This is a genomic window from Thainema salinarum CENA647, assembly GCF_057732415.1.
The window spans coordinates 1,467,873-1,493,921 of the sequence record NZ_JBYJZJ010000022.1; the positions used below are offsets into that span (position 1 = coordinate 1,467,873).

General features: G+C 51.4%; 25 protein-coding genes. 10 read left to right on the plus strand and 15 right to left on the minus strand.

Annotated features, from left to right (window positions below):
• Positions 1 to 10 precede the first annotated feature (10 nt).
• The 7 genes from AC286M_RS13280 to AC286M_RS13310 form a co-directional block, all read right to left on the minus strand.
• Entirely contained in the window at positions 11 to 517 is a 507-nt protein-coding gene (locus AC286M_RS13280) for a hypothetical protein (RefSeq protein ID WP_488208832.1), read from the minus strand.
• Positions 514 to 1,360, minus strand: a protein-coding gene (locus AC286M_RS13285; protein WP_488203451.1) for an IS5 family transposase whose coding sequence is annotated in 2 segments (ribosomal slippage) — positions 514 to 984 and positions 986 to 1,360 — 846 coding nt in all. Because the reading frame shifts where the segments join, the coding sequence is not laid out codon by codon here. The genes AC286M_RS13280 and AC286M_RS13285 overlap by 4 nt, the downstream gene beginning before the upstream one ends.
• A 26-nt stretch (positions 1,361 to 1,386) precedes the next feature.
• Complete coding sequence (locus AC286M_RS13290; RefSeq protein WP_488204847.1) at positions 1,387 to 1,950, minus strand: glyceraldehyde 3-phosphate dehydrogenase NAD-binding domain-containing protein; 564 nt, start codon at positions 1,948 to 1,950, stop codon at positions 1,387 to 1,389.
• A gap of 46 nt (positions 1,951 to 1,996) precedes the next feature.
• Positions 1,997 to 3,076: a PstS family phosphate ABC transporter substrate-binding protein gene (locus tag AC286M_RS13295; RefSeq protein WP_488204848.1), complete on the minus strand. Its 1,080-nt coding sequence runs from the start codon at positions 3,074 to 3,076 to the stop codon at positions 1,997 to 1,999.
• 101 nt (positions 3,077 to 3,177) lie between these two features.
• Positions 3,178 to 3,516 carry an ArsR/SmtB family transcription factor gene (locus tag AC286M_RS13300; protein WP_488204849.1) on the minus strand — a complete coding sequence of 113 codons (339 nt, stop codon included), beginning with the start codon at positions 3,514 to 3,516 and terminating at the stop codon, positions 3,178 to 3,180.
• A 265-nt stretch (positions 3,517 to 3,781) separates the two neighbouring features.
• Positions 3,782 to 4,021 carry a hypothetical protein gene (locus tag AC286M_RS13305; protein ID WP_488204850.1) on the minus strand — a complete coding sequence of 80 codons (240 nt, stop codon included), beginning with the start codon at positions 4,019 to 4,021 and terminating at the stop codon, positions 3,782 to 3,784.
• 217 nt (positions 4,022 to 4,238) lie between these two features.
• Positions 4,239 to 4,628: a hypothetical protein gene (locus tag AC286M_RS13310; RefSeq protein ID WP_488204851.1), complete on the minus strand. Its 390-nt coding sequence runs from the start codon at positions 4,626 to 4,628 to the stop codon at positions 4,239 to 4,241.
• Between the two features lie 69 nt (positions 4,629 to 4,697).
• Here AC286M_RS13310 and AC286M_RS13315 point away from each other — a divergent pair, with 69 nt between their 5' ends.
• From AC286M_RS13315 to AC286M_RS13345, 7 genes are read left to right on the plus strand one after another with little or no spacing between them, the layout of a single operon-like run.
• Complete coding sequence (locus AC286M_RS13315; RefSeq protein ID WP_488204852.1) at positions 4,698 to 4,970, plus strand: hypothetical protein; 273 nt, start codon at positions 4,698 to 4,700, stop codon at positions 4,968 to 4,970.
• 39 nt (positions 4,971 to 5,009) lie between these two features.
• Positions 5,010 to 5,606 (plus strand): hypothetical protein, encoded by a 597-nt coding sequence (locus AC286M_RS13320; RefSeq protein WP_488204853.1) that lies wholly within the window; start codon positions 5,010 to 5,012, stop codon positions 5,604 to 5,606.
• A 55-nt stretch (positions 5,607 to 5,661) separates the two neighbouring features.
• Positions 5,662 to 6,153 (plus strand): helix-turn-helix domain-containing protein, encoded by a 492-nt coding sequence (locus AC286M_RS13325; protein ID WP_488203724.1) that lies wholly within the window; start codon positions 5,662 to 5,664, stop codon positions 6,151 to 6,153.
• Positions 6,105 to 6,692 carry a transposase gene (locus tag AC286M_RS13330; protein ID WP_488203438.1) on the plus strand — a complete coding sequence of 196 codons (588 nt, stop codon included), beginning with the start codon at positions 6,105 to 6,107 and terminating at the stop codon, positions 6,690 to 6,692. The genes AC286M_RS13325 and AC286M_RS13330 overlap by 49 nt, the downstream gene beginning before the upstream one ends.
• Positions 6,680 to 6,982 (plus strand): hypothetical protein, encoded by a 303-nt coding sequence (locus tag AC286M_RS13335; RefSeq protein ID WP_488204854.1) that lies wholly within the window; start codon positions 6,680 to 6,682, stop codon positions 6,980 to 6,982. Before AC286M_RS13330 ends, AC286M_RS13335 begins: the two co-directional genes overlap by 13 nt.
• Positions 6,982 to 7,218, plus strand: a complete 237-nt coding sequence (locus tag AC286M_RS13340) for a hypothetical protein (RefSeq protein WP_488204855.1) — start codon at positions 6,982 to 6,984, stop codon at positions 7,216 to 7,218. Before AC286M_RS13335 ends, AC286M_RS13340 begins: the two co-directional genes overlap by 1 nt.
• Positions 7,219 to 7,512 carry a hypothetical protein gene (locus AC286M_RS13345; protein WP_488204856.1) on the plus strand — a complete coding sequence of 98 codons (294 nt, stop codon included), beginning with the start codon at positions 7,219 to 7,221 and terminating at the stop codon, positions 7,510 to 7,512.
• A 229-nt stretch (positions 7,513 to 7,741) separates the two neighbouring features.
• On the opposite strand, the gene AC286M_RS13350 is transcribed toward AC286M_RS13345, so the two are convergent.
• Positions 7,742 to 8,170: a DUF4278 domain-containing protein gene (locus AC286M_RS13350; RefSeq protein ID WP_488204857.1), complete on the minus strand. Its 429-nt coding sequence runs from the start codon at positions 8,168 to 8,170 to the stop codon at positions 7,742 to 7,744.
• A 488-nt stretch (positions 8,171 to 8,658) separates the two neighbouring features.
• Between AC286M_RS13350 and AC286M_RS13355 the strand changes: the two genes are divergently transcribed.
• Positions 8,659 to 9,534 (plus strand): 6-carboxytetrahydropterin synthase, encoded by an 876-nt coding sequence (locus tag AC286M_RS13355; protein WP_488204858.1) that lies wholly within the window; start codon positions 8,659 to 8,661, stop codon positions 9,532 to 9,534.
• A 204-nt stretch (positions 9,535 to 9,738) separates the two neighbouring features.
• On the opposite strand, the gene AC286M_RS13360 is transcribed toward AC286M_RS13355, so the two are convergent.
• From AC286M_RS13360 to AC286M_RS13370, 3 genes are all read right to left on the minus strand, one after another.
• Positions 9,739 to 12,714: a M23 family metallopeptidase gene (locus tag AC286M_RS13360; protein ID WP_488204859.1), complete on the minus strand. Its 2,976-nt coding sequence runs from the start codon at positions 12,712 to 12,714 to the stop codon at positions 9,739 to 9,741.
• 392 nt (positions 12,715 to 13,106) lie between these two features.
• Complete coding sequence (locus tag AC286M_RS13365) at positions 13,107 to 14,099, minus strand: ligase-associated DNA damage response exonuclease (RefSeq protein WP_488204860.1); 993 nt, start codon at positions 14,097 to 14,099, stop codon at positions 13,107 to 13,109.
• A gap of 177 nt (positions 14,100 to 14,276) precedes the next feature.
• Positions 14,277 to 16,643 carry a carotenoid oxygenase family protein gene (locus tag AC286M_RS13370; RefSeq protein ID WP_488204861.1) on the minus strand — a complete coding sequence of 789 codons (2,367 nt, stop codon included), beginning with the start codon at positions 16,641 to 16,643 and terminating at the stop codon, positions 14,277 to 14,279.
• 753 nt (positions 16,644 to 17,396) lie between these two features.
• Here AC286M_RS13370 and AC286M_RS13375 point away from each other — a divergent pair.
• Complete coding sequence (locus AC286M_RS13375; RefSeq protein ID WP_488204862.1) at positions 17,397 to 18,815, plus strand: GAF domain-containing protein; 1,419 nt, start codon at positions 17,397 to 17,399, stop codon at positions 18,813 to 18,815.
• The gene (locus AC286M_RS13380; RefSeq protein WP_488204863.1) at positions 18,736 to 20,214 is read left to right on the plus strand and encodes a GAF domain-containing sensor histidine kinase; all 1,479 of its coding nucleotides are present in this window, start codon (positions 18,736 to 18,738) and stop codon (positions 20,212 to 20,214) included. Before AC286M_RS13375 ends, AC286M_RS13380 begins: the two co-directional genes overlap by 80 nt.
• Here the strand turns inward: AC286M_RS13380 and AC286M_RS13385 are convergent.
• From AC286M_RS13385 to AC286M_RS13400, 4 genes are all read right to left on the minus strand, one after another.
• The gene (locus AC286M_RS13385; protein WP_488204864.1) at positions 20,192 to 20,470 is read right to left on the minus strand and encodes a hypothetical protein; all 279 of its coding nucleotides are present in this window, start codon (positions 20,468 to 20,470) and stop codon (positions 20,192 to 20,194) included. The genes AC286M_RS13380 and AC286M_RS13385 overlap by 23 nt on opposite strands.
• 162 nt (positions 20,471 to 20,632) lie before the next feature.
• Complete coding sequence (locus AC286M_RS13390) at positions 20,633 to 22,042, minus strand: type IV pilus twitching motility protein PilT (protein WP_488204865.1); 1,410 nt, start codon at positions 22,040 to 22,042, stop codon at positions 20,633 to 20,635.
• A 617-nt stretch (positions 22,043 to 22,659) separates the two neighbouring features.
• Positions 22,660 to 25,314 (minus strand): alpha-glucan family phosphorylase, encoded by a 2,655-nt coding sequence (gene glgP, locus AC286M_RS13395; RefSeq protein WP_488204866.1) that lies wholly within the window; start codon positions 25,312 to 25,314, stop codon positions 22,660 to 22,662.
• Positions 25,315 to 25,446: 132 nt separating this feature from the next.
• Positions 25,447 to 25,785 carry a hypothetical protein gene (locus AC286M_RS13400; protein ID WP_488204867.1) on the minus strand — a complete coding sequence of 113 codons (339 nt, stop codon included), beginning with the start codon at positions 25,783 to 25,785 and terminating at the stop codon, positions 25,447 to 25,449.
• Positions 25,786 to 26,049: the final 264 nt, after the last annotated feature.

Sequence of the window (26,049 nt, forward strand, 5' to 3'; positions counted from 1 at the left end):
GGATCAATGATTACGCCAACGAAACCGCGACCTTACGCGCCAATTCCGCCATCCGATTGGCATAGCCCCACTCGTTGTCATACCAGGCCAGAATTTTCACCTGAGTGCCGTCCACCACCATCGTGGAAAGGGCGTCAATAATGGACGAACGAGGATCATCTTTGTAGTCAATCGAGACGAGGGGACGCTCTTCATAGCCGAGAATGCCCTTCAGCTCTCCCTCAGAAGCGGTTCGCAGGAGCTGATTCACCTCTTCAACAGTGGTAGAGCGCTCAACTTCAAACACACAGTCGGTCAGTGAGGCATTGAGTAGCGGCACCCGCACCGCCAACCCGTTCAGCTTGCCGTTCAACTCTGGATAAATCAGGCCAATCGCGGTTGCCGATCCGGTTGTCGTCGGAATCAAGGACAAACTGGTTGCTCGTGCCCGCCGTAAATCCTTGTGCGGCGTATCCACAATCGTTTGAGTATTGGTGTTGTCGTGGATGGTTGTAATCACGCCATGCTTAGAGCCTATCCGAAAACCTCAGATGAGCGAAATGTGATGACCGCACTGGCAAGTTGTAAGAACGCCAGATAGTTTTCGGGCTTCTTCTCCCAGCGGATCAACAGACGGCGAAACCGATTCATCCACGAATGAGTCCGTTCGACCACCCACCGTCTGGCCCGATAGTTGGGAATGTCGTGAATCACTAGGTCACCCTCGTTTTGAGGCGGAATATGCCCTTGATAGCCCCACTGCTTGAGAATCTGGCGCACCGGGTGATAGTCGTAGCCGCGATCCAGACAGAGATGTCTTGATTCCTCGTCCTCCACATCCGGTGGCACCAGCGGTTGAGCCTCTAAAGTTACCTCAACAAGTTTCATGTCATGCCGATTAGCGGGTGCGAGCACAAAGGCCAGTGGGATGCCGTTGCCATCGGTTAAAACCGAGCGCTTGGTGCCCAACTTGCCACGGTCAGTCGGGTTGGGGCCTGTCTTTTTTTCCCCCCAGTGGTGCTTTGACCATCGCACCATCCATCGATTGCCAATGCCAGTCCACTCCTTGAGTGCGGGCATACTCCATCAATCCCGCCTGCCAAAAGCGAGCAAACGTGCCGTTGGTTTGCCACTCTTGAAAGCGGTCATGCACCGTACTGGAGGCCCCTAAACACCGAGGCAACGCATTCCACTGACAGCCGGTGCAAAGGATGTAAAAGATCGCATCTAAGGCTTGGCGATCATCCATGCGAGGGCGGCCTCCCTTAGGCTTGGGTGGCTCCTCTGGAATCAGAGGATGCAGGCGCTCCCACAGCTCATCGGGCACCCGATAACGAGGGTCAATTTCGACGGTTGAACGAGGAGGCGTCACGGTAGACATCTGGGACTGCTCCTATGGCGACACCTTCACCTTAAGCACTCATCTCTCGAACAACATCGGTTTTCGGATAGGTTCTTAATCCCCAGTCCTTCATGAATTACCTTCACGACTGGAGCGAGACAGTTCGTGGTGCAGGATGCAGCGGTTAACAGGTGATGTTCTGAAGGATTGTAGAGGTGATCATTAATGCCGTAGACAATGTTGAGTGCCCCTTGCTTCACCGGAGCGGCCACAATTACCTTTTTAACGCCGCGTTTGAAGTAGGGATCGAGTAGCTCAGTCGTGCGGAACTTGCCGGAAGATTCCAATACAATATCGACTCCTAGCTCATCCCAAGGTACATCACCAGGAACTGAGTACTCACTAAAGCTGATCGGTTGACCATTGATGAGAATCCGGTCTTCGCCCGCTGCTTCGACGTCCGGTGCCCAGCGGCCATGCACAGAATCAAACTTGAGCAGGTGAGCGGCGGCAGCAGTTCCTCCTTTGACCTCGTTGATGTGGACAAAATCCAGTTCGGGCCAGTCCCAGGCCGCCCGCATCAGCAAGCGACCAATCCGGCCAAATCCGTTAATCGCAACTCGTGTCATACAACCTCTTAATTTTGAATGGGCGATTGACCTGTATTGCCGTGTCTTAAAATTCGGCTTCTCGCTTGAGCAGTTCTTCAATCGTTAGATCGAAGCGAGCCTCACCCTCAAATACAGTGCCGACCTTGCGATTCTTGAGGTGATCATGTGCGATCGCATGGGCTTCTTCTGGCAGCGCGGTATACCCCACAATTGGCACCAAATAGCGAGCATTGGTGAGGTAATAGTCAACAAATGCCTCTAGTTCAGGCTTTTGCTCTAATGCATCAACACTGACGTAGATAAACAGCGGACGGGTCAACGGCTGATAGTCACCACTGCTTACCGTTTCATCTGACGGCAACACTGGCCCATTCCCACTATCAATACTCAGTGCCTTCAAAGCCGTTTGGCTCTCTTCGTAATAGGCATAGCCAAAATAGCCCAGACTGTTTGGATCGGTGCGAACGCCCCTAACCAACTCGGTATCGTCTTCGCTGGCAGTATAGTCCATGCGACTCGCACCGGACTCTCCCATAATTGCTTCAGTGAAGTAGTCAAACGTCCCTGAATCTTGTCCTGCACCATATAAATTAATTGGCTCATCCGGCCAGTCTGAGCGAATTTGATTCCAGCGGGTAATCTGCCCTTCTGCCGCTGGCTCCCACAGCATTTTCAACTCATCAACGGTGATGTCCTCAGCCCAATCGTTATCTTGATGAACGACGACCGTTAATGCATCAAAGGCAACAGGCAACTCGATATATTCCACGCCCGCGTCCTTGCACGTAGTCATCTCATCTTGGGTAATTGGCCGAGACGCACCAGTGATATCAATTTCTCCCGCACAAAACTTTCTGAATCCACCCGTTGTACCGGAAAAAGCCACGCTGATTGGGGGTGCAGCCTCCGCTTTTTCAAATTGATATTCCTGCGCCACTTCATCTGAAATGGGATAGACCGTACTGGATCCGTCAATCATAATCGTGGTCAATGAAGATGACGGATCGATCAGCTCAGACTGCGGGGATTCAACTGAAGCAGAACAGCCAACGGTTGCGAGCAACAGACCAAAGGTAACTACGCAACGGCTTTTGTGGAATATTTTCCCTTGTGCAACGGGTCGATGTGGAGCAGGTGTAAACATAGCTACAATGTCTCCTGTGAAGACGCTATGCTTACATCAAATCAAATATTTTTGATTTAATCAAGTAATGTAGAATACGTTGTCTAACGGTTTCATCAAACTTAATTGCTAGATTCAGCATCGGAACAGACCCTTGATGGTAGCATCGGACTGAAGCGCCGGAAGTCCGAAAGGTACTGTTCTAGTACAGCAAACTGCGGCAGATTCAAGCTGTAGTAAACCCACTTTCCCTGTTGCCGTGACCTCAGCAATTCAGCATCTTTCAGCGCCCTGAGATGAAACGAAAGTTTTGACTGCTGAACATTTAAGCGATCGCACAGATCACAGACACACAGTTCCTGCTCTCTCAACAGTTCAATGATCTGGAGCCGGAGCGGATCAGATAGTGCTTTAAATCCTGATTCAACTAAAGTTGATTTGTTGGTCGGAGACTTAACCATCAAGTTTGCTTAGAGTAATACCCCTATCATATCGATAAAAAGGATATGGCTGTTGTTGACCAAATTCGATTTGCTCCTGAAGAGGCTTTGAAATTTCTCGATCGTTTGCCTAGATAGTTAGGTGAGTTGTGTCGAGCTGCAGCTAATCATCTGGCTTACTAACTTGCGATCGCACTTCCTAACCCACAAATCAGAACTGCGATCCTCTTCAAGACGGCGAGCCGATTGCACTTTCAAACTTCCCAATCTTCAATCGCCAGTCCATCTATTCGGTCGGCTGCGGCTGCGGTTCTCTCACCAAAGGTTCTCCCTGCCATGCGCCAGCCGCATCTAGAAAGGCTGGTGACCATTGCCGCTTAGCCTGTAGCTGAATCGGCTGATACACCACCAACACTTCAACCTCTTCATCCTGGCAATCCGGTAGCTGAACCTGAAGCAGTCCATCCGGCCCAATGTGCGTTCGGCTTTGCCGTCTCGCAGAGAATCGCAACTGAATACTTTTCATCTTGAGTGCCTCTTCTGCTCTCTCAATTATGATTCACCTTACTATCCCTATGCTCTCTTGATTGATGTGCGATCGCGGGTGTTTATGTGGTGGGTGGAAGTGCGATCGCAGTTTGGAGATGCGATCGCATCTGTAAACCAAAGTTTTTCTAATACAACGCTCAAGTAGGTTAAACGAGTTGGCAGCATGACAGAAAGCCGATCGCACTTTTCCCCTCTTAGTCATCATCCTCTCGCCGCTTGAAGCCGTGTTTCTCTAGATAGCCTTTGAGCTGATCGACCTGGGCTGTCAGTCGCCTAACCTCTTCACTCATCCGGGCGTGAACTTCCGTATTCATCTGCTGAAACCGCTGTGTCCGATGGTCAATCAGTTGCGTGTTGGCATTGGTGCGATATTCCAGCAGCTCAATCTTGCCGCTCAGCTCCGTGCTAATCCGATCGACCTTACCCATCGTCTCGGCATCGACTCGACTCTGGTTGTGCTGCACCGACTCAATCCGATGGCTGAGCTGCTCAAATTTGCTATTGACCCAGTTTGCGATCGCAAATATCCCGCCGATGAACGGCAATAGTCCGGCTATCAGTGCGAATAATGTTTCATAGTTCATAGTAAGCGGGTACTATTTGATTGGTATCAACATGATACTTCTCAATCTCGTATGGAGACTTACTTGCTCATGAACATTACCCAATGGATCGCCACCCCTGGCGCACCGGATATCACCGCTCTACTCGCTGACCAGGGCATCACCGGATCTGATCCAAAGGCAGTCGATCAGCTGCTGCTGAATTTGATCCGCCATGCCTCCAATGTGGAAACAGCAGTCAACGCGGGTTTAGACGCTGCATCTCGAACCAACTTCTACGGCAACTCCATTAGTGAGTCCGGCGAGTTTCGCGGTTCGGTTCGTCTACCTGTGGCGGTGTCTAACATCACCGTCGCTCCGTAGGTTTAGAACCTGCTGTTGTCGTTCTAGGGTTGCATCGCAATGGTTACAGTTTCTCAATTCAACGCTCTACCCGATGCCCCACCTCTTCCGGCGGGGTGGACGGGCACTGTGGATGAGTACATGATGGAACTCTTCAATCATTGCGATGCGCTCATGCAGCAAAAGGTAAATGGGCAATATACGTATGGCGACCAGGAGCGGGCGGCCTATCGGTTTAAATTGGTTTGGCCCTATCTCAATTTGATCCTCTACTGCGACCTGCGGCGAAAATATCGCGTTAAGTTTGCGATCTCAGGTTCCATCACAAATGAGTACAAATACATTGCTCAGCCTGTTGCCGTCGATAACACCTATACCGGAGGCATCTCAACGCCTCGCACCTCCACTGTTATCCCGATTGGTCAGTTCAACTTCGGCGAGCGGATCAACGTAGAGTACATCAGCAGTACGCATCCCCTGCAACTGGTAATTCAATCTTCTGATGGCGAAGCCTACAACGAAGGCTACTATCCCGACGATGCGCCAAAAATCGTACATGAGTACTGCTACAACTCGGAAGCTCAATACACCATCACAATCAAGCCCTATCCCTATGGCAGCACCAATATTATCAGTGCCTACAGCAATCACAAATAGGTAATGAACGAGGGAGAATAGAATAAAGAGTTATCCTCACCGAAGTAAATCAGCCATGACCTCCCTGGAAGAATTTATCCAAAGTAATCCCTCTGCCCAAGAACTGAAACGCGCCTTGGCCGTGCAACTGCACCAGAGAGGTCAAAGCTATCGGGCGATCCGAGATATCCTACAGGTTTCTCTGGGATTTATTAGTGCGAGTCACCAGCGCTATGAAGAGCGAGGAGTCGAGGGACTGAAATCCCACTACTGGGGCACCCAAGGCTATTTAAGCGCCGAGCAGAAACAGGACATCTTTGAGTGGTTGCAGCAGAAAAACTGGTGGACACTAGAGGAGCTTGTTGAGCAGATTGAAGAGCGCTATGGAGTGCTCTATCGCTCAGCCCAAAGCTATACCCAACTGCTCAAAGACGCAGGGTTTAGCTGGAAGAAATCCCACTCGGTGCATCCGGGCCAAGAGGAGGCCAAAGTCGAGGCAAAAAAGCCGAGATTCAACAGTTGCTGGTCCAGTGGCGAGCCGAGATCGCCAGTGGGCAGGTGCGAGTGATGTTTCTCGATGAGTGCCATCTGCTCTGGGGAGACCTCCGTGGATATGGATGGAGTCGGCGCAATCAGCGAGTGGACATCCCCATTGCCTCCATTCGAGAGCGGCAGACCTACTATGGAGCCTTGGACTATTTGAGCAAGAGCTTTGTTATTCATGAGTATGAGGCAGGCAATCAGCACAATACCGTGGCCTTTCTGAAGTATCTTCAATCTCAGTATGATGAGTCCACTCGCTTTTTCATCATCTGGGATGGAGCCAGCTACCACCGTTCCAAGGTGGTTCGCAACTACCTGAGTCAACAGAATCATGGTACTCGAGAGCAGCACTGGAAACTCACTTGCATTCAGCTTGCGCCTAATGCACCCGAGCAAAATCCGGTCGAAGATGTTTGGTTACAGGCCAAGCGATTTAGTCGTAAATTTGCCCGCTTGTGCCACTCCTTTCGCTCGGTCAAACTCCTCTTTTATCTGGCGACTCATCTGCAAACCTTCATCTTTGAGAAAGCCTTCATGTATGGTTACTGTTCATGTCCTGTTTGAGATTGCTGTATGAGCTGCGGGTTTCCTCAGAAGTGGTTGAATTAAGTGCGATCGCAACTCGCGTTGAGACACATTCCAACGTCTATCGCCACATCTACAAAATTCCGGCTGGAGCCAGCTTGATTTCAATTACCGCTGGTGAGACTCCCCGTTCTAGCCTCTATGATGCCGACGGCAACGAACTCCGCTCGATCAACAGTCGTTCATTTGCCATCAATCCCGGTGAGGAGTGGATCGCGTTCGAGTTCAGCCAGTACACCGTTTACTACTTTGAAGTGAGGGCGATTTAATGCAGGTATCCGAGTTCAAATCATTAGCGGGCGCTCCCGACCTGCCGCCAGAGCTAGCCGACACCGACCTGATTGAAGACTACTTAATTCGGCTTTTCCTACATGGCTCCCGTGCAGAATCCGCTTACCTGGGCGAAGATTCTCCCAATCGCCGCTGGAAGTTCTACATCGATCAGTCTGGTGTCGTCAGAGGCGAAGTCAAGCTTCCGGTTTCTGTTGATGTTCAGGTGCAGTAAATGAATCGCAATCACTGGTTTATTCAAGGCGGCGCACCCGATGAAAATATTCCCCAGATTCCGGCATCCGTCAGCACAACCGATCCCTATGGCGTTGAGAAATGGCTGATTTCAGTGTTACGTCATGCCGCTGCAGTCGAAACTGCGATCGCACCTGGGCAACAGGGCCAATGGGGAGAAATCAACCGAGTTAAATGGACACTATCTGGTAACGAACTTTTGCTACAGTTCAGAATGCCAATCGAAGTTAGAGAAGTGATCTTCGATCCGGCTGTATCGCTAGCGAGTTTATAAAAGTTTGGTGCATCTACTAAAAACCATCCCCAGTCAGCGAACCAGGGAGGATTTTTGTTGAGATTTTAGCGTACCCATCTAGAACCGCAAGAGATGATGACTTCTAGCAGAACTTAATTAGTTTGTAAATTCACATTTTGCACAAAACCAGAGAGGCCAGTGTTTCGCCGCTGGCGTAGAACACTGGCCTCTCTATGCTTATGACCGTCACCATCTCGTGGCGCGCTGTTTACGCAAGCTGATGCTCTTCGGCTTCGAGCTGACGCAATAGTGCCTCATTGCCCTCTGCCTTTGCCACTGCAATCCGGTGGCGGAGCTTGCGATAGATAGACTCTTGGTGAGCTTGGTAGGTCTCAAACAAGAGATTGCGACGCACAGCCTCAACCGACCGAGTTTTGATAACCTGATCGACAGTGGTTGCCTGGACGGGTTGGGTAGGTGCGATCGCAGGCTTTGCGACCTGAGTTGGAGTGGAGCCGTCATTCCGATAGGCTACTCCTCGATACTTCGAGTCATGTACCATCGTTGGTGCAGGTACGTGACGGGGATATTTGAATTGAACCGTTTGTCCCCGATAGCGGCCATAGAGATTGCTATCTGTGGTTTCGAGTACAGTCGGTTCGTAATCGTATTGGATACCGCGATAAGTCAGCTTCATATTTCGCCTCCTGAAAATGCATGAGAAGTGAGGCGCGTTCCTTCGGACATTGGTTAAGCCCTACTTCCGTCTGTTCGCTTCGCTCTGGTATGGAGTAGTAATTTAGACAGCAATGTCTACTGTGCGGGCAACGTCCGGACAACAAAAATACTATCTTTAGAAAACTACCCTGTACCGAACTAATCTTGGTCAGCTAATCGGGATCAAATCAAGATTGGATGATCAGGACTAGTTGAAGCGAAAAGATGAACGATATCGTAAAACTTCTGTATACAATTTTACTTTTTATAGCTAGTGTCGTCAATCTGTGACATGCATCACTTAATTCTTGTAACCCTTTACCAGCAAGGAATTCAAGCCCTGTACCTTTTGCGCGAAGATCTCTCTTCAGAAAGATTTAAGCTTTAGGCGTCTATTCCCAAAGATATTTCTATTTGCTTTATGCTGAAGGGAGTTCCAGTTCACACAAGTTAACAGTTGCAGGACTTATGAAATGTATTATCAATCGGCGGGCGCAGTTTTCGGCCAGCCATCGCTACTGGCTGCCAGAACTTAGCTCTGAGGACAATCAGCAGCGATTTGGCCGATGTGCGATCGCGCCAGGGCATGGTCATAACTACGTCCTGTACGTCTCGATGCTGGGCGATCTGGATGAGTACGGCATGGTGCTAAATCTAGGCGATGTCAAGCAGGTGATCAAGCGGGAAATCACCAGCCAGCTTGATTTCTCCTACCTGAATGACGCTTGGCCAGAGTTTCAGGCTACTTTGCCGACCACCGAAAATATTGCACGAGTCATCTGGCAGCGGCTGGCTCCCCATTTGCCAATTAATAATATTCAACTGTTTGAACATCCTGAACTGTGGGCAGATTACCGAGGAAATGACATGGAAGCCTATTTGACAATTAGCACTCACTTCAGCGCCGCGCACCGACTCGCTCATCCCAAGCTGAGCTATGAAGAAAACTGTGAGATCTATGGCAAGTGCGCCCGCCCCAATGGTCACGGTCACAACTATCATCTCGAAGTGACGATTAAGGGCGAAATGGATGAGCGCACGGGCATGATTGCTGACCTAGTGGCGTTTCAGGAAGCGGTAGACAAGCACGTGGTGGAGCCGTTTGATCATACGTTCCTCAATAAAGACATCCCCTACTTTGCCGAGGTGGTGCCGACGGCTGAAAATATTGCTGTTCACATTCGCGAACTGCTGCGGCAGCCGATTCAGGAGATCGGGGCGACCTTGCACAAGGTCAAGCTGATTGAAAGCCCCAATAATTCGGCTGAGGTTTACTGCACTGATGCTGAGACGATGCAGCAGGGTGAGCAAAGTGCTGCTGAGCGGGAACTGGCTCAAGTGTAGACTTTATATCGCTTCTTCAAAATCGGACTACAGAACAAGGGGCTTAAGCCGCCTTGTCTACCGAGATTATGTGTAGTTGCAATTTGGCAAATCAGTATTAGGAGCCGAAAAGCCTCTTGCCTGTAGGTTCTATAGTGCTTTGTGCTTCAGCAAAAACAATATTTTGGGAAAGTCACGCGGAGCGCGGCTTTCCCAAAATATGTGCTATCGGATGGGGTTAACTGCGACCCAACCGCGATCGGTGAGCTGACGCACTTCAAAATGGAGGTGGGGACCGGTGGAATTGCCCGTGCTGCCGACTAAACCAATCACCGTTCCGGCTTCCACCCACATACCGGGCGGAACCAGAATTTGAGACAGGTGGGCATAGAGAGTTTGCTGATTGTAATCGGCATGATCCAGCACCACCGTTGCGCCGTAGCCGCCAACGTAATCCGCGATCGCAACTTGTCCTGAGCGAGCGGCGACTACAGGTGTACCCGTTGGTGCGCCAAAGTCGGTGCCCGCATGGAAACGATGCTGTCCTGAAATTGGGTGAATTCGCCAGCCGACAGGCGAGGTAATCGGCGCAGGAATGCTGAGCGGAAACTGGAAGCCGGATACGCCAAAGGCCGGAGTGGCCAGAACTTGTCCGCCGATCGCGCTGGTGACGATGGGATAGCAGTCGGTTGTCTTGGGCGATAGGTTATTGGGATCAAATGTTTCAAAGGCTGAGCTGCGATCGCTAACCAGTTGGCCCTGACCGCCAAGACTGCCGCTGGGTGGAGCCGGAAGCGCTTTGGCTGCTGCCGCTGCGGGTGAGATTTCACCCTTGGCGTTGCCTGTTTTCTCACCGTCGGGTTGGGTGATGGCGACGATTTTGTCGAAGATGTTGAGTTTTGCGATCGCGGTTTTGCCCAGGTCGGACGCCACATAGCGCAGACTACCGGACGGATTCGCCAACCCAATCGTCGAAACGCCCAACTGCTTGAGGTTCAGAATCGGATCAATAGTGGCATTTCCCGCAACGTAGTACTGGAAGGGTTGCTGATCGGCCTCCAGCAACGTTGCCGGAGCCGTGTAGGTAACCTGCGGCACCGAAAAGCGGGAATCAGTGGCCCAGCTATAGTTGGAATTGCCCAAGCCGTTGCGGTTCAAGAACGAGAGGTCAAGCGGTGCCGACACATCGCGGTTGGCGATTGATTTGGCGGCATCGCGGTCGGGCTGACTTGCGACAGCCTGAGTGTCATCAGTATTGGGTGCCGAGGCCGAATTCGCGGTTGGTTGAGCGCAGGAAAAAGCGGCGCTGTAGGTGGAATTCAGATAGGCGATGCGCGGCAGGGGCGACAGTGAGCCGTTTATGCTGCGACCGTGGCCCACATTTAGCTGATTCAGGCCAAAGGTTTCAAACGAGCCTTGCGGAACCAGAGCGGTTTGGCTTTCAGTCGTTTCCGTTTCCGTCTCTGCGGTTTCGTCTGTTGCTGCCTCACTCGCGTCAGCTAGCGCAACTTTGTTGGGTTTAGTTTGCTCTGCGGCAAGCTCAGGATTCGCAGCATCCTCTGAAATCTCTGAGTTGGCTGAACTGACAACCAGCTCGGTCAACTGGCGCTGGAGTTCCTGCTGCTGCTCAACGGACAGCGACGGATCTTGAGCAATCAAGTTTGCAGCGTCAACATCACCAGCGGCGGCATAATCCAGCGCAATTCGCATCAAGTTCTGAGCGATTTCCTGCTGTTTCAGAGCGCGCTTATCGTCTTGTAGGGCAGGGGTAGACGGAGTTGTCTCTGAGGCATCTGAGATCGCAGCCGTTTCCGTCGCAGCCGTCTCATCTTCAGGTCTGCCAGCCGACGCTCCTAGCGTACCCGCAGACGAAGCAGTAGCAGTCTGCGCCTCTGCTTCGAGTTGCTGAATGTCGGCTTGCAGCGCTGCTTGCAGCTCAACGGGTAGAAACGGGTCTTGAGCAATCAAATACGCTTGGGCAAAATTGCCGTTTTGCGCCTGCTGCTGAGCCGAGACGATTAGCGTTTCTGCGATCGCAGTTTCTCTATCCTCCAAGTCGTCCAGTTCGGCTATATCAGCATCAGTTGAATTGGTTGATGGCGCTGCGGCATTGAGTTCATTCGCTGCTGGGTTGGGCTGCTGCGCAATTTCCAACTGCTGAATTTCAGCCTGGAGCCGCTGCTGGATATCGAACGACAGCAGTGGATCTTGAGCGACTAGATACGCCTGCTGGAACTCTCCCGCCTGCGCTTGCCGACGAGCAGAGGCAATCATCGTTTCTGCGATCGCATCAACCGTCTCGGCTGGCTGGCTGACCTGATTGTTAGCGACAGCGCGATTGCCTGGAGCCGGATTGGTGGCGTTAGCACGAGCATTGGCGGCATTGGTTTGAGGGGTCGAGCCTGCCGACGCGACATTGGACTGCGCCGCTGCTTCAAGCTGACGGATTTCGGCTTGCAGCGCGGCTTGGACATCTCCGGGCAGCAGTGGGTCTTGAGCAATCAAATACGCCTGCTGGAAATTGCCCTGCTGAGCCTGCCGCCGTGCCGCCGCTGCTAGGCTCTCGATTACGAATGATTGCTTGGCTACCTTGGCCGGATTATTGCTGGTGGCTGAGGCTGTGACACCGTTTGTACTCGCCTCTGCTGCGGTTGAAGCTGAGGCTTCCGATGGTGCTGTGACCGTCCTCGTAGCGGTTGCTGTTGATCGAGTAGCTGGATTCGTGGTCGTAGCGGCTGGTTGAGCATCCGCAGAATTTTCATTTTGGGCTGTTGCCGTAGGCGCACCTGCTGTTGCGTCACTGGCTTGGGTGTCAGCTACCGCTTCAGATGCCGAAGGCGCTGGTGTTGCGTTAGCTGACGCAGGAGATGGTGAAGCGACAGGTTCAGTTGGCACGACATAGTTGGCGACTGGAGCGTCCTTTGTGGGTTTAGAAGCTTCAGTTTGGACAACAACAGAAGTTGAGGGAGCCGGACTGGACTGAACGGGCAACGATTCGGGTGGAGCGACGGCGGGATCCGCAGGGGAAGCCGCTGTTGATGCCTCAGATGCTGACGGGGTTGTCTCCACAACTGAAGCGGTTGCCTCTGGTTGCGATCGCGTTTCGTCTGCTCTAGCGGTTAAGTAACCTAAATTTAGAGAGGCGGATGTGAAAACAGCGGTCGTTAGGATTTGTCCAGTGGGTCGAAGAAAACGCTTCATGCGGAATACAGAAACTCTCGTCTACACCTAGAAGGAAATTACGGAATTCTCTTTTGCAGCATACGGTGGAATCACGTATCTGTCAGGACTAAACCTGAAGAAATTCATTAGAACTACATCGGATAAATCATAAACTTAAACCTGATCCTCTGCCCAAATCCATATTTTTTGTACAGCGCTCCGCGCTTAGGAGCATGAATTTCACAAATCTGCTGTAGGGGCGGGTTTAGCAGACCAATTTGCATCGTGTCATAGAGTTGACGGCGAAACCCGCCCCTACCCAATATGAAATTTAATTCACAATCCTTAGAACCAGGCAGATAGGCCATACAGCGTTTTGTACAACATTTGCGACCAAAACCAGATAATAATTTTTGTACTGTCATAACCCATCAAATATCGCCTTCTCCCTCATACAGGGTATCCAGCGACATTGCGTTCAGGTGATAGGTTTCCTGAAGATAGCGGGACAGGACATCGTTTTGGCCGTGGGTCACATAGACGGTCTGCGCTCCGGTTTGTTGCACCGTATTGATTAAACTGGGCCAATCGGCATGGTCTGACAGCACAAAGCCCCGCTCGTAGCCGCGCCGCCTGCGGGCACCCCGCACGGCCATCCAGCCAGAGGCAAAGGCCGTCTGAGGATGCTTGAACCGCTTCATCCAGCTCGAACGATGGCCCGACGGCGGCGACAGCACTAGTTCGCCCTCATAGCGGTGGTTGCGCGGCATATCGGACGTTGGAATCGTCTCCAGCATGGGAATCCCCTGCTCCCGGTAAATCTCCGTCAGCGCCTGAATCGCACCGTGCACATAGACGGGTCGATCCGTAAATCGAGTTAGCTCACTCAAAATCCGCTGCGCTTTACCAAAGGCATAGCAAAACAGGATGGAAGCGCGATCGCAATCTTGCTGCCACCAGTCGTAGATTTGTTGAGCAAGCTGTTCGCCCGTTTCCCATTTGTAGATCGGCAAGCCAAACGTAGCTTCAGTAATGAAGGTATTGCAGGGAACGACCTCAAACGGGGCGCAGGTCGGATCGGCATCGCGCTTGTAATCGCCAGACACGACCCAGACATCGTCACCCTGTTCCACCCGAACTTGGGCCGAACCGAGGACATGCCCTGCCGGATGAAAGGATACCCAAGTATCACCTAGCTTGAGCCGCTCACCATACTGCACGCCCTGTAAATTAATCTCTTCTCCCAGTCGCCTTTGCAAAACTCCAGCCGAGATCTGGGTGGCGATATACTGCTGCGAACCGGCCCGAGCATGATCGGAATGAGCATGGGTAATCAGCGCCAGATCCACCGGACGCCACGGATCAATATAAAATCCACCCGCTTCGCAATAAAGTCCTTCGGGGCGCAGGGTAATTAGTGACATAGAGAATAAGTGCTGGACTGGTATTCATAGGTTGGATTGAGCAACGCGAAACCCAACGCAGCTAACAAGAATTGATGGAAGAAGCTCAACGCATTCAGGATCGTCGGGTTTCGTTATCACTCAACCCAACCTACACAGTTAAGCTGCTTGGCCAGAATACGCCTCACTCCTCACTCCTCACTTTAAAGGATCAGATTTCGCCTCAAAATTAGGATAGACAAATTTTTCGAACAACTGCTGCACGTCGGCAACGGCTGTGGGATGAATATCCTGCATCAGGTTGTGCTGGAGACGGTTTTGGTAGTCGGCGCGTACGGGTACATTGTAGGTGGCGGAACGGGGCTTGATTTCGGGCAGCCAGGTGGAATGAATCGTCAGTCCTAGTTTGACCTCTGGGTGAACCAGTTTGCAGACGGGGCCTTGCTGCAAATTGGCGGCGTCAAAAATCCAAAAGTCAGTCTGCGTCGGGCGATCGCTGGTGTTCACGACGCAAACGATATAGCCGTCCATTGATGGGTCAATCGCGTTATTTACCGACCCTTCAGCCTCGCTACCAGAATGCTTCCTAGGTATAAACTGAGCCGAATAGCCAAAGCAGCCGGGTGGAAACTGATAGCTGTCGGCTACCTGCATTTTTTCGGTATCGACGCGACAGAGGTTAACCGGAATGCCGCGCTTGGTGATGTCTTGCACCTGCTCGACGGGCACTTCCCGATAGCGGTAGTCGGTGTAGGACTCTTGGATATACTTTGTCAGCAGATCCTGCCAGCAGCCCCAGGAATTCCAGTAGATGTTCTTGAACTGGCGCGGAGGCTGCAAACCGTCAAAGGCGTAGATGGCGGTCATCCAGGTATGCTCAAAATCCGTCAGCAGCACTGATTCACAGAGTTCTCCCGTTTCGCCATCCACCACGTAGCGGCCAATGTGGTTTACGTCCATGCCCGCCACCGACATGCCGTAGAGCGGCGGATCTTGCCCCAGAAAGTCATCGTAGGGCCGCGTCCATTCCGAGGGATCCCAAGCGGTGTTGTGGGCTAGATGCAGCGTGATTTTGTGATTCGGATTGTCATAATCTGCCAGAAAGTGAGCAGCACCACGGGGAATCGTCGCTTGCTTGGCCGTTACCTGCGAATTAGCCGCAGTTAAATCGGCGCGGCGCACAATGTAAATAATAGTGTCAGTAGATTCCCGAAAGTCCAGCACATCGCGCAGCAACTGCTCGATTTTGGGATGCTGCGGCAGTGGGCTAGTGAGCAACTGCTCGGCTCCCAGCTTAAAGACCGTGTCCATCAGCACCACGTAGTCCTGAGTGACGGCGATTTGGTGCATACTTTGACGGATGGAAATTGGCTGCGGCCCCTTTGCTGTTTCCACCAGCACGCGCCACTTTTGCAGATTGCCTTGGCCATCCCACTGAATCAGATCGACAAAATCGGTCATCTCTTCAGCCGCATCGATCAGCCTTTTCAAAATCGGGATCAGATCGAGGATATCTTTCACCAGCGTCAGCAAATCTTCGGCACCGGCGTCAAACTCTTCCTCCAGCAGACTGGCAAAATCGCGCACAAAGTCGTGATAGGGCAGCGGCACGTTTGACCAGGGCAAATAGGGATCGATTTCAGCGGCTAGATGATGAAGGATTTGCAATACCTGTTTAACAATTGGTTTTGCGATCGCATCCCAGGCATCCTGAAACGGCTGGATCAGCGGCCACTCGTTGAGCAATGCTTTATCCAGTCGAATCAGCGTCTCCAGCGGCACTTTAATTAGCGTCAACCGCTGCTCGATTGCTTCAATCAGCGTTTTCAGATCTGACCATGAGAGCCCTAAATCCTGATTGAGAAAGGGTTCAACCGCTGTGGGAATGGATTTGCCGTAGTTGAGCGTAAACAGCGTTGCCCCATCCGGAGCATATGGGTCAAAAAAGGCATGGGCGGTAGTGGTGACAATGCCGAAGGGTAAATCGATGTTGATCTGCTCTTGCCACTCATCGTTGCGACCAACAGGCGTGGCGATTTGCAGTGTATAGGGGTCGATCTCGTAGGGCCGTCCGGCATCCCAGGTGATGATTAACCGCGTTCCATCGTCCTCGGAAAACTGCATGGGAATCAGAGCCGTGTTCACCTCGTTGCGAAAGCCGCAGAAAACCGACAGGCGAGCCAAACCGTGATTGTTGTAGCCCAAGTGCTGCTGCGGCTGTCCAGCCAAAGTGGCCTGATCGGTGTAGTAGCAAGGCGTTTTGGCCAGATGATTGGTGAGGTAGACGCGGCTTTCGGTGGCTACGGCATCAAAATCTAGCCGATAAATCATGGCATCACCATTGAAAATCGGCGTTCCGTCCTCAGTGGGGCGCAAAAGCGGAGTGCCAGGTATCGGAGCGTTACTCAGTGAACCCGCAGGGCCAATCACGAACGCATGTCCCTGCAAATCCGATGGCAGCGTGCCTTCAACCGCCAGCGGCAGCCGATCGTGTTCTGTACGGCTCAAAATCAGCATCGACTGAGGAAAGGGCACAGCAAAGGGATTACCAATCGGCTCGCTCATCTTGTTTTACCGTCTCATTACAGGGTGAATGTTGCTGAACTGACCGCTTACACGAAACCCAAAAGTAGTGGGTAGTGGTATTCAGGAATGATTTTTGGATGTGTGGGCTCCGCCCACACATCCAAAAATCATTACCTTTTGAGAACTACCAAGTAGTGATTGCGCCGCATCGCGGCGATATAGTCACTCCTTCAGATTCTGAGTGCGCCAGTTGCAAGACATGAATCAACATATCGTGCTTATCTGGGTGGAGACTGAGGGCTGTAATACTTTGCAGAAGAAAATCATGAGCAAGCAGCCACAAATCTTTGCAAATCTTAAGGTGCCGATTTGCCCGACACAGTCTGTGCTTTTGGACACAACTTATAAAGGCTAAATAATTTTGTAGAAAGAAAGTTGGGCCTGCTGAGTAGATGGGCACAATCACAGTAGTCGAGGCGATTTAGATCTTATTCAATCCGGGAGTGTAAGGTGCGATCGCACCTTATACTCCCGGATTAGGAATTGCATACAGTGCTAAATCTGTCCTAAAAATAATCAAGAGAATAACGGTTGCAAATTGTTCTCGGTACGGTCTCGCTCATACAATCTCGCTCATACAATCTCGCTAACCCAGTTTCGCTAATTTCGTTAATACGGTTTCGTTAATCCAGTCTCGCTCCAGAATATATTTATCATCGGCCTGTTTTGCAGAGTGCATCTCGGTCGTTTTAACCATAAAACCTTTTCATACTACTGCTTTAAGAAAAGCTGATGAACCAAACCGCTGACCATCAGTTTGACGAATTTCCTTTCGTTCCTCAGCCCAATGAACTAGCCACTGCGATCGCTTGTCGAATTCAGGCCGATGGCACCACGCTGGCCGTGAATGCTGCGATTGAGCCACTGGCTGGATACCAGCCAGATGAGCTAATCCATCGTCACTGGTGGCAAATCCTCCATCCGGGGGAAGAGGCGCAGCATGAGCGACTACTGAACGCATTGAGCCAAGCTGGGTCTGTAACGGACTACGAATTAACTCTGGTTACGAAGAATGGACAAGCTTACACAACCTGCTGGAACTTCATGGCTGTTCCCGATGCGCAGGGACAGATCGCAGAAATTGTTGGGTTTGGTTATCTCCAGAGTTGTTCCCAATGTCAGCTACAGGCACGTCCCCAGCACATGGAGACGAACCGCGAACGACTGATTCACCACATTAATCAGCAAATCCATCAATCCCTTGATCTGAGCGAGATTCTGCAAACGACCGTTAGAGAAGCGCGGCAGTACCTGGAGTGCGATCGCGTTATTGTCTATCAGCTTCAGCAGGGCAAGGCCGGAGTTGTCCTAGCCGAATCGGCTGACCCGCACTGGCCTTCGATCCAGTCCCAAACGATTGAAGACTGTGACTTTACTAATCAGTATGCTGAGCAGTATGCCCAAGGCCGCGTCCAGGCCATCACCGATGTTCAAACAGCGGGCTTAACGCCCTGTCATCGCGACATGCTGCTGGGCTTGCAGATCCGGGCCAATTTGGTCGTATCAATTGTGCAAAATCAGCGGCTGTGGGGACTGCTGATTGCCCATCAGTGCAGCAATCCGCGTCAGTGGCAGCCTTCTGAAATTGAGTTTCTCACCCACATCGCCACCCAGGCTGCGATCGCAATTCAAAAATCCCAGCTTTATCAACAGGCTCAATCTGAACTCCAGCATCGGCAACAGACTCAAACCACCCTCAGTCTGCGGCTGCGTCAGGAACGACTGCTGGCTATCATCACCCAGCGGATTCGCCAGTCGCTTGATCTGGATGTGGTTTTACAAACCACCGTGGCTGAGGTGCGGGAGTTCATTCAGACCGATCGAGTCATTCTGTATCAGTTCAATCCTGATTGGAGTGGCGTCGTGGCCGTGGAGTCGGTCTTGTCGCCCTGGATGTCGCTGTTGAATATGACCATTCACGACCCCTGCTTTGAGAAAAAAGAGCATACCGCTCGCTACCAGCGGGGAGAAGCCTACACAATTAGCGATATTTATGCAGAGGGATTAAATCGTTGCTACCTGAACATGCTGGAGAGTTTTCAGGTGCGCTCCAAATCTTGTCGTGCCCATCTTGCAGGATCGAAATTTGTGGGGACTGCTGATCGCGCATCACTGTCGTGCGCCGCGCCAGTGGCAGTCTTGGGAAGTTGATCTGCTGCGGCAATTGGCCGATCAGGTTGCGATCGCACTACAGCAGGCTGAACTCTATCAGCAGGTACAGATGCTGAACAGCAATCTTGAGCAAACCGTCATGCGCCGCACACGGCAGCTTCAGCAGGCGCTCAAGTTTGAAGCTCTGATTCGCCGCATCACCGATATCGTCCGCAGCAGTTTGGACGAAGACCAGATTCTCGCAAACGCCGTGCAAGAATTGGGTACGGCCCTGGATGTGATTGCCTGTAATACCGGCATCTATGACAGTACGCAGCAGTCGATTTTCATTAGCCATGAATATACGAATGTTCTGCCCCCCATTCAGGGCACGGTACATCCGGTCAGCGAGGCGAACTATTTGGACTATCAGATGCTGAAGGGGGTAGCAATCCAAGCCTGCGATTTGGGCTCCGATACCATCCGTCATCTGCAGCGCCAGTATACGATTTTGGCTTGTCCTATGGCCGATGACCAGGGTATCTTGGGTAGTCTGTGGCTGTTGCGATCAGCCAATGAGGTGTTTGAACCTGAGGAGCAGCGACTGGTACAGCAAATTGCTAACCACTGTGCGATCGCACTGCGGCAGGCTCGGTTGTACAAAGCGGCCCAAACGCAGGTCGAAGAACTCGAAATGCTCAATCAGTTGAAGGACGATTTTCTCAGCACAGTGTCCCATGAGCTGCGGACGCCCATGTCCAGTATTCAAATGGCGACTGAGATGATTAATGTCTATCTGAGACAGCAGGGTTTACTCAACGACGAAATCACCAAACAGCCCACCACGCAGCTGGATCGCTATTTGGCCATTTTGTATCAAGAATGTCAGCGGGAAATTAGCCTGATCAACGACTTACTAGACCTTTCTCGCCTTGATGCCCAGACCGAACCGCTGGCGCTGATGACGATTCAGCCGCAGTTTTGGCTAGCGCACATCGCCGAACCGTTTATTGAGCGCACTCGCCAAAATGGACAACAGCTGCGGTTTATGCTTCCCGACCATCTACCCGGTTTGGAAACCGATGTGTCTTACTTTGAACGGATCTTTTCAGAACTGCTGACCAATGCCTGCAAGTACACACCACGGCAAGATACGATTTTGCTGGCGGCCCACGCCACCGACAACGACTTGGTTGTGCACGTCGAAAATTCAGGCATCGAAATTGCAGAAGCCGAACGCGATCGCATTTTTGATCGGTTTTATCGCATTCCCAGCAGCGACCCGTGGCGACATGAAGGAACAGGGTTGGGATTAGCCCTAGTGAAAAAGCTGGTGGAATATTTGGGCGGCTCAATCCGCGTCGAGAGCGGCAACCAGCGCACTTGCTTCATTGTCGAGCTACCGCTAACGACCCCTCACACAATTGCCCTGCAGTCTACAACACCTCAAATGCCGTAAGGTCGAGCCGAATCTCCCCATAGTCAGGGATCCAGGCCAGCCACTGATTCGCATCGCGGCACAGGAGTAAGGCGTCCTGACTTGCGATCGCATCTAAGTCATGCTGAATCTGTACCCACATATTGGGTTGCGGCGTTACGCCTTCCGGGATATAAGGTTTAATCTGCCAGCAGTTCTGGGGTAAAACCGCAGCAGACTGGGAGATCTGACCATAGCAGATCCCAGCATCACTGCGATCGCATCGTATATCCGCCATTGCAATCCCTCAATTTCGAATCCAAACATCACGCACCATCAAGCCGCAACTGTTTAGCCTGCTTGATTAACGTGATAAATAAATTCTGTATCAGAAAATACCGTTTGGACAAGGATTCAGTGGCGAATGATACAATTTTCAACCATTAGGAGTAGTTATGGTCTAAACCGTGCCTCCCTTCAGCATGATCGCAAGTTCATTCGGACGCGGCGACGCTTCTAATGCCGTTTCTTCCGTAATTCGGCCTGATTCAAACAGCTGATAAATTGACTGGTTCATTGAACACATGCCGTAGAACGACGAATCCGGAATAATCTCTTCAACCGCCTCAATATTGCCGCGCATGATGTAGTCGCGTACCGTATCGGTATTGATCATGATTTCGTGAATGGGGGCGCGACGGCCATCGGTTGTCCGCACCAGCGATTGCGCAGTTACAGCCACCAGCGCTTCAGCCACCTGTACCCGCATGACATCCTGCTCTTCCGGGTTATACATGTTGAGAATCCGCTCAATCGTCTTGACGGCGCTGTTGGTGTGCAGCGTACTCAGAACGAGGTGACCCGTCTGGGATGCCTTGAGCGCAATATCCAGTGTTTCGCGATCGCGCATTTCCCCGATTAGAATCACATCTGGATCTTCCCGCAGCGCAGCCCGTAGAGCTTTTTCAAACTGTAGGGTGTGGGTACCCACTTCCCGCTGACTGATCACCGATTTCACATCCTGATGCACAAATTCAATCGGGTCTTCAATCGTAATAATATGCTTAGGCATTTCGTGATTGATGTAGTCCATCATGGCCGCAAGGGTCGTGGACTTACCAGAACCCGTCGGACCAGTGACCAGCACCAAACCCCGCTGCTGATGGCAAATATCTCTAAAAACCGGCGGTAGCTCTAGTTCCTCAATCGTCAGAATCTTCAGCGGAATTAGACGCAACACCATCGCCGATCCCTGAATCGTGTCAAAGATATTGATCCGGACGCGGGCGAAGGGCAATTGTGCGCCACCGTCGAAGTCTAAGGTTTCCTGAAACGAGCGAATGTCGTCTTCCTTCAGCAGTTCCCGCAACCAGCGAAAGAACGTCGATTGGTCTACGGGCGGATAGGGAGTATGTTCCATCAAGCCACGATTGCGGAAATGGGGCGATTTGCCAATCGCAATGTGAACATCGGAAAAGTTTTTTTCGTGGGCTTCTTCAATCAGTTGCGTGAGCGTGAGTTCACCTGTGGCCGTGGCTGGAGCTGAAGCGACGGGAGGTGGGGCGCTAGGTCGATAGCTGGCTGGAGGCGGAGCAGCAGCAGCATGCCCATTGCTGTCAAGAACCTGAACGCCGAGTTCAACTCGCTCTGCACCCAGTGCGATCGCAAGATGATGTTCACCAGGCTCTTGAAACGACAGTCCAACTTGCCACAATCCATCTGGAGACACAGGCGGCCCTGTAATTTTGAGCTGATTATCGATATCGAGAATTAAATGCTTGCCCGCGAAGGTCGGATCGGCACTACCTGCCACCGAAAATTTCTGAAGACCTTTGATGGGTTCCTTCGGAGCATGGGAAATTTTCAGCATAGTCATTAACCAGTTAAGGATTGAATCGTCACAGGGCAAGTCGCTACATGAAATTAAGGATATCGAAAACCAAATCAATCGGGGAGACCTACTCGATATCCTCTAGTTCAGCCTGATTCTACGCTAGCTTTTGGCTAACTGTCTGCTTATTTTGATGAAAGTAACGCTTTAGTTTAATAAAGCGACAGGATTAGGCCTGCCGCACCACAATTAAAGATTGATAAACCGTAGGTTGCCATAAAAGCTGAAAAGAACAGGTGAAGCAAAACGCTTTGACCAACCGCGATGCTAACACCGCTTACTCAAGCAACTCCTATTTTCATAAGCTGTTTATGGATCTTTTTCTGTCATAAGCAATTTCTGCTGGCTACGTCAAGAAACGTGAATAGGATAAGTTTTGGAACAGGATAAATTGTGGGTTGCGATCGCAGCTCTTAAATAAATGGCCTGTAGGAATGCGATGCATCCTTACAGGCCTAAATCAGCACTGATTGCTCAGCAGCGCTCGTTCTTATCCCGCATCTAAATAGCCAGAACCTAGCCTATTTTTCATGAAAGTTAAGCTGTGCCTGACTTTCATGAAAAATAAAAACTGGTTTTTATGAGCAGATTTTGGATTAGCTCATCGCCGTTTCATAGGATGCCGCTGGCTGGGCAGATGCTTCCGCCTGAGAGTGAATCTGCACCGTTTCCGGCTGCGCCCATAACACCAGCCTCAGATCATAGGGGCTGCTCAAATAAGGATGGTTCGGCATCACCCGTAACGATAAGCCCTGCAACCCGCTGCTGTTGTAGGCAATTTCCGTTTCATACAGGCAGTATGCACCTTTACCATTGCCATCAAACTGGCCAACATAGGTCATCGGCGCAGCCTCTCCATCGTGAATCTCACCATCAACGCCCACCATCCCCTGATAGAGTTCGACCTGTACATCTGACGGACTCATATAATCCAGCGTGATGTGTGCTTGCACCTTCATCGACTGATAGACCTGAATCTGAGACGGCTCAAAGATATGAACCTCTTGAATCTTAATTTCATACCAGTGCTGGAATAGGCGGGACTGCCAATGCGCCAGTTCCTTGGCCGGAGTATAGTTCTCCTCCGACAGTTTCAAACAGCGATCGCTAATCGGGAAGTAGGCGCGAGTGGCATAGTCAGCCAGCATACGCGACGTGTTGAATCGCGGACAGTTGAGCCGAACCGCATTCTTCATCTTCTCGACCCAGCCACGCGGCACACCCTCCGCATCGCGATCGTAGAACAGCGGCACCACTTCTTTCTCTAGCAGGTCGTAGAGGGCATTGGCTTCCACATCATCCTGATAGTCCGGATCGTCATAGTCTTCACCGTAGCCAATCGGCCAGCCCGTTTTGACATAATCCGCCTCATCCCACCAGCCGTCTAATACGCTGAGATTAGGTAAGCCATTCATAGCCGCCTTCATACCGCTGGTGCCGGAAGCCTCACGGGGACGACGGGGCGTATTCAGCCACACATCACAACCCGCTACCATCTTACGCGCCACATTCAGGTCATAGTTTGGCACGAAGACAATTGAACGGGTCAAGCCTTCTTCACGCGCAAAGTGAATAATCTGTCGAATCAGCTCTTTGCCTGGAATATCCTTGGGATGGGCTTTTCCGGCAATCACCAACTGCACTCGCTTACCGTCCACGCCGCCCTTAATCAATGCTTTAATCCGCTCTGTATCCCGCAGGAACAGAGTCGCGCGCTTATAGGTAGCAAATCGACGAGCAAAGCCAATTGTAAAGACTGATGGATCAAGAACATCTTGCGCTTGATCTAATTCCAGCGGTGACGCGCCCCGATCCAGCAGGCTCTTGTGCAGCCATTCCCGCACCGACACAACCAAGTCAGCCCGGCAGCGCTCGTGCGTCCGCCACATCTCTTCATCAGGAATAGAATCAATGCGCGACCAGAGCGCCTGATCGGCTGGAGCTTGCGACCAGTTAGGGCCTAAATAACGCTCATAGAGTTCCTGATTGACTTTGTGAACACAGCTATGGGCATGTACCCCATTCGTAATTGAGGTAATAGGCACCTCCGACAGCGGAATATCTTCCCAGAGATTACCAAACATCTGCCGCGAAACGGCGCCGTGTAGCTTGCTCACACCGTTGACGAACGAAGCCAGCTTGATTGCCAAAATCGCCATACTAAACGGTGCCGCGAAATCGCCCGTATCTTTGCGACCTAGGGATAAAAGCTCTTCTTCCGAGATGCCGAAATGATGGGCATACTGCCCCAAATAGTGCAGTATTTTATCGGGCGGGAACAGGTCAATGCCCGCCGGAACAGGGGTATGGGTCGTAAACAACTGGCTGTTATGGGCCACCTGCAGAGCTTCTTCAAAACTTAAGCCCTGCTCCTGCATCAAGATGCGGATGCGTTCTAAGGCAAGAAAGGCCGAATGCCCCTCGTTCATGTGGTAGACAGTGGGTTTGAGGCCCAGAGCTTCCAACATGCGAACACCACCAACGCCCAGCATGATTTCTTGGTGAATGCGCAGATCAATATCACCACCGTAAAGCTGGTCAGTAATATCTTGGTCGTACTGGTTGTTCGGCTCAATATTGGTATCCAGCAGATAAAGAGGAACGGTACCCACCTGCACTCGCCAAATGCGGGCGTATACAGTACGTCCTGGGTAATCGACTGCAATTCGGATTTCAGACCCGTCAGGATGGCACTCCAGATGCAGCGGCATGTTGTAGAAGTCATTAATCGGATAGCGCTCCTGCTGCCAGCCATCCGCGTTTAAGTACTGGGCAAAGTAACCTTCCTGGTAGAGCAAGCCCACGCCCACCAGCGGCAAACCTAAGTCACTCGCTGATTTTAGGTGATCACCTGCCAAAACACCCAAACCACCGGAGTAAATCGGCAAGCAAGAGGTCAGGCCGAACTCGGCTGAAAAGTAAGCATAACATTCGGTCGGTGTATCCTTACCCCGATGCCGACGATACCAGGCCCGGTTATTGAGATAGTTATCGAGCTGCTCTGCCGCTCGCTCCATGTGGGCGATGAAGCCTTCATCTTCGGCAACTTCCTGTAGGCGAGTTTGACTAATCGTCCCGAGCATCAGGACGGGGTTGTGTCGGCTTGACTCCCACAGATCCTGATCGAGGCGGCGGAATAGATCGGTCGTAGTGCTATTCCAGTCCCAATGAAGATTGTAGGCAAGAGTTCGCAATGGCTCTAACCGAGAGGGTAGAGCGGGCGTAATGTTAAACGTGCGAATAGGGCGCATGATAATTTCAACCCGTAATTCCAGCTATAGCATTACAGCTATTGTGTATGCTGTGGGTTAAAGAAGGGTTGGTCTTAAGACTGTCTTTGGGCTAGAGAACGAAAATTAATGATGCTACCAGTACCAAACTAGCTAGACCGCAGCGCAGGGCGGAGCTTGTGCGATCGCATCTCGTACGGCTTCAAACACCCGTTGACAGTGGTTGTTGCGCTTGAGCGGCAGTTCTTCGTTTTTGACGACTAAGTCCACGTCAATCTCACTGCCTGTGCGGCTGCGCTGGGTCGAATTGATCAGGACTTCGATGGTCGCCAGCTGCCAATAGGAAACCTGGCCTGGTTTTTCTTTGGCTACCAGGTAGTCGTTCGTTTCGTAAATCAAGTTCAGATTGCAAGATCTGAGGGTATTTGCAATCGCCGCCTGCAAATCCCGTTCGGCGGTCGATACCGTAAATTGATTCGTGTATCGTGCCATAAAACCCTCAAACAAAACTTCATTAAACGATGTCTCTATGACTATCACATCTTTTTCAGGATGGAAAGTCAGCGATGAACAGAATAGGTATAAACCGTAGCCAACGCAGCAACCGATTATCCTTACTAAACTGATATCAAATCGATATCAAGCTGTTCATGAACGTTAATGATAGTGATTAAAAGTGAAATTCTGGTAAACACGCACTTCCATGAAAAGAGATCTGGAGAGATCTGGAAAGGGACTCGATAAATGAAGTTCGAT

Excerpts from the sequence above, each read along its gene's own strand:
- AC286M_RS13290 (WP_488204847.1), bottom strand. The coding sequence starts at position 1,950 with ATGACACGAGTTGCGATTAACGGATTTGGCCGGATTGGTCGCTTGCTG.
- AC286M_RS13295 (WP_488204848.1), bottom strand. The coding sequence starts at position 3,076 with ATGTTTACACCTGCTCCACATCGACCCGTTGCACAAGGGAAAATATTC.
- AC286M_RS13300 (WP_488204849.1), bottom strand. The coding sequence starts at position 3,516 with ATGGTTAAGTCTCCGACCAACAAATCAACTTTAGTTGAATCAGGATTT.
- AC286M_RS13305 (WP_488204850.1), bottom strand. The coding sequence starts at position 4,021 with ATGAAAAGTATTCAGTTGCGATTCTCTGCGAGACGGCAAAGCCGAACG.
- AC286M_RS13310 (WP_488204851.1), bottom strand. The coding sequence starts at position 4,628 with ATGAACTATGAAACATTATTCGCACTGATAGCCGGACTATTGCCGTTC.
- AC286M_RS13315 (WP_488204852.1), top strand. The coding sequence starts at position 4,698 with ATGAACATTACCCAATGGATCGCCACCCCTGGCGCACCGGATATCACC.
- AC286M_RS13320 (WP_488204853.1), top strand. The coding sequence starts at position 5,010 with ATGGTTACAGTTTCTCAATTCAACGCTCTACCCGATGCCCCACCTCTT.
- AC286M_RS13325 (WP_488203724.1), top strand. The coding sequence starts at position 5,662 with ATGACCTCCCTGGAAGAATTTATCCAAAGTAATCCCTCTGCCCAAGAA.
- AC286M_RS13335 (WP_488204854.1), top strand. The coding sequence starts at position 6,680 with ATGTCCTGTTTGAGATTGCTGTATGAGCTGCGGGTTTCCTCAGAAGTG.
- AC286M_RS13340 (WP_488204855.1), top strand. The coding sequence starts at position 6,982 with ATGCAGGTATCCGAGTTCAAATCATTAGCGGGCGCTCCCGACCTGCCG.
- AC286M_RS13345 (WP_488204856.1), top strand. The coding sequence starts at position 7,219 with ATGAATCGCAATCACTGGTTTATTCAAGGCGGCGCACCCGATGAAAAT.
- AC286M_RS13350 (WP_488204857.1), bottom strand. The coding sequence starts at position 8,170 with ATGAAGCTGACTTATCGCGGTATCCAATACGATTACGAACCGACTGTA.
- AC286M_RS13355 (WP_488204858.1), top strand. The coding sequence starts at position 8,659 with ATGAAATGTATTATCAATCGGCGGGCGCAGTTTTCGGCCAGCCATCGC.
- AC286M_RS13360 (WP_488204859.1), bottom strand. The coding sequence starts at position 12,714 with ATGAAGCGTTTTCTTCGACCCACTGGACAAATCCTAACGACCGCTGTT.
- AC286M_RS13365 (WP_488204860.1), bottom strand. The coding sequence starts at position 14,099 with ATGTCACTAATTACCCTGCGCCCCGAAGGACTTTATTGCGAAGCGGGT.
- AC286M_RS13370 (WP_488204861.1), bottom strand. The coding sequence starts at position 16,643 with ATGAGCGAGCCGATTGGTAATCCCTTTGCTGTGCCCTTTCCTCAGTCG.
- AC286M_RS13375 (WP_488204862.1), top strand. The coding sequence starts at position 17,397 with ATGAACCAAACCGCTGACCATCAGTTTGACGAATTTCCTTTCGTTCCT.
- AC286M_RS13385 (WP_488204864.1), bottom strand. The coding sequence starts at position 20,470 with ATGGCGGATATACGATGCGATCGCAGTGATGCTGGGATCTGCTATGGT.
- AC286M_RS13390 (WP_488204865.1), bottom strand. The coding sequence starts at position 22,042 with ATGCTGAAAATTTCCCATGCTCCGAAGGAACCCATCAAAGGTCTTCAG.
- glgP (WP_488204866.1), bottom strand. The coding sequence starts at position 25,314 with ATGCGCCCTATTCGCACGTTTAACATTACGCCCGCTCTACCCTCTCGG.
- AC286M_RS13400 (WP_488204867.1), bottom strand. The coding sequence starts at position 25,785 with ATGGCACGATACACGAATCAATTTACGGTATCGACCGCCGAACGGGAT.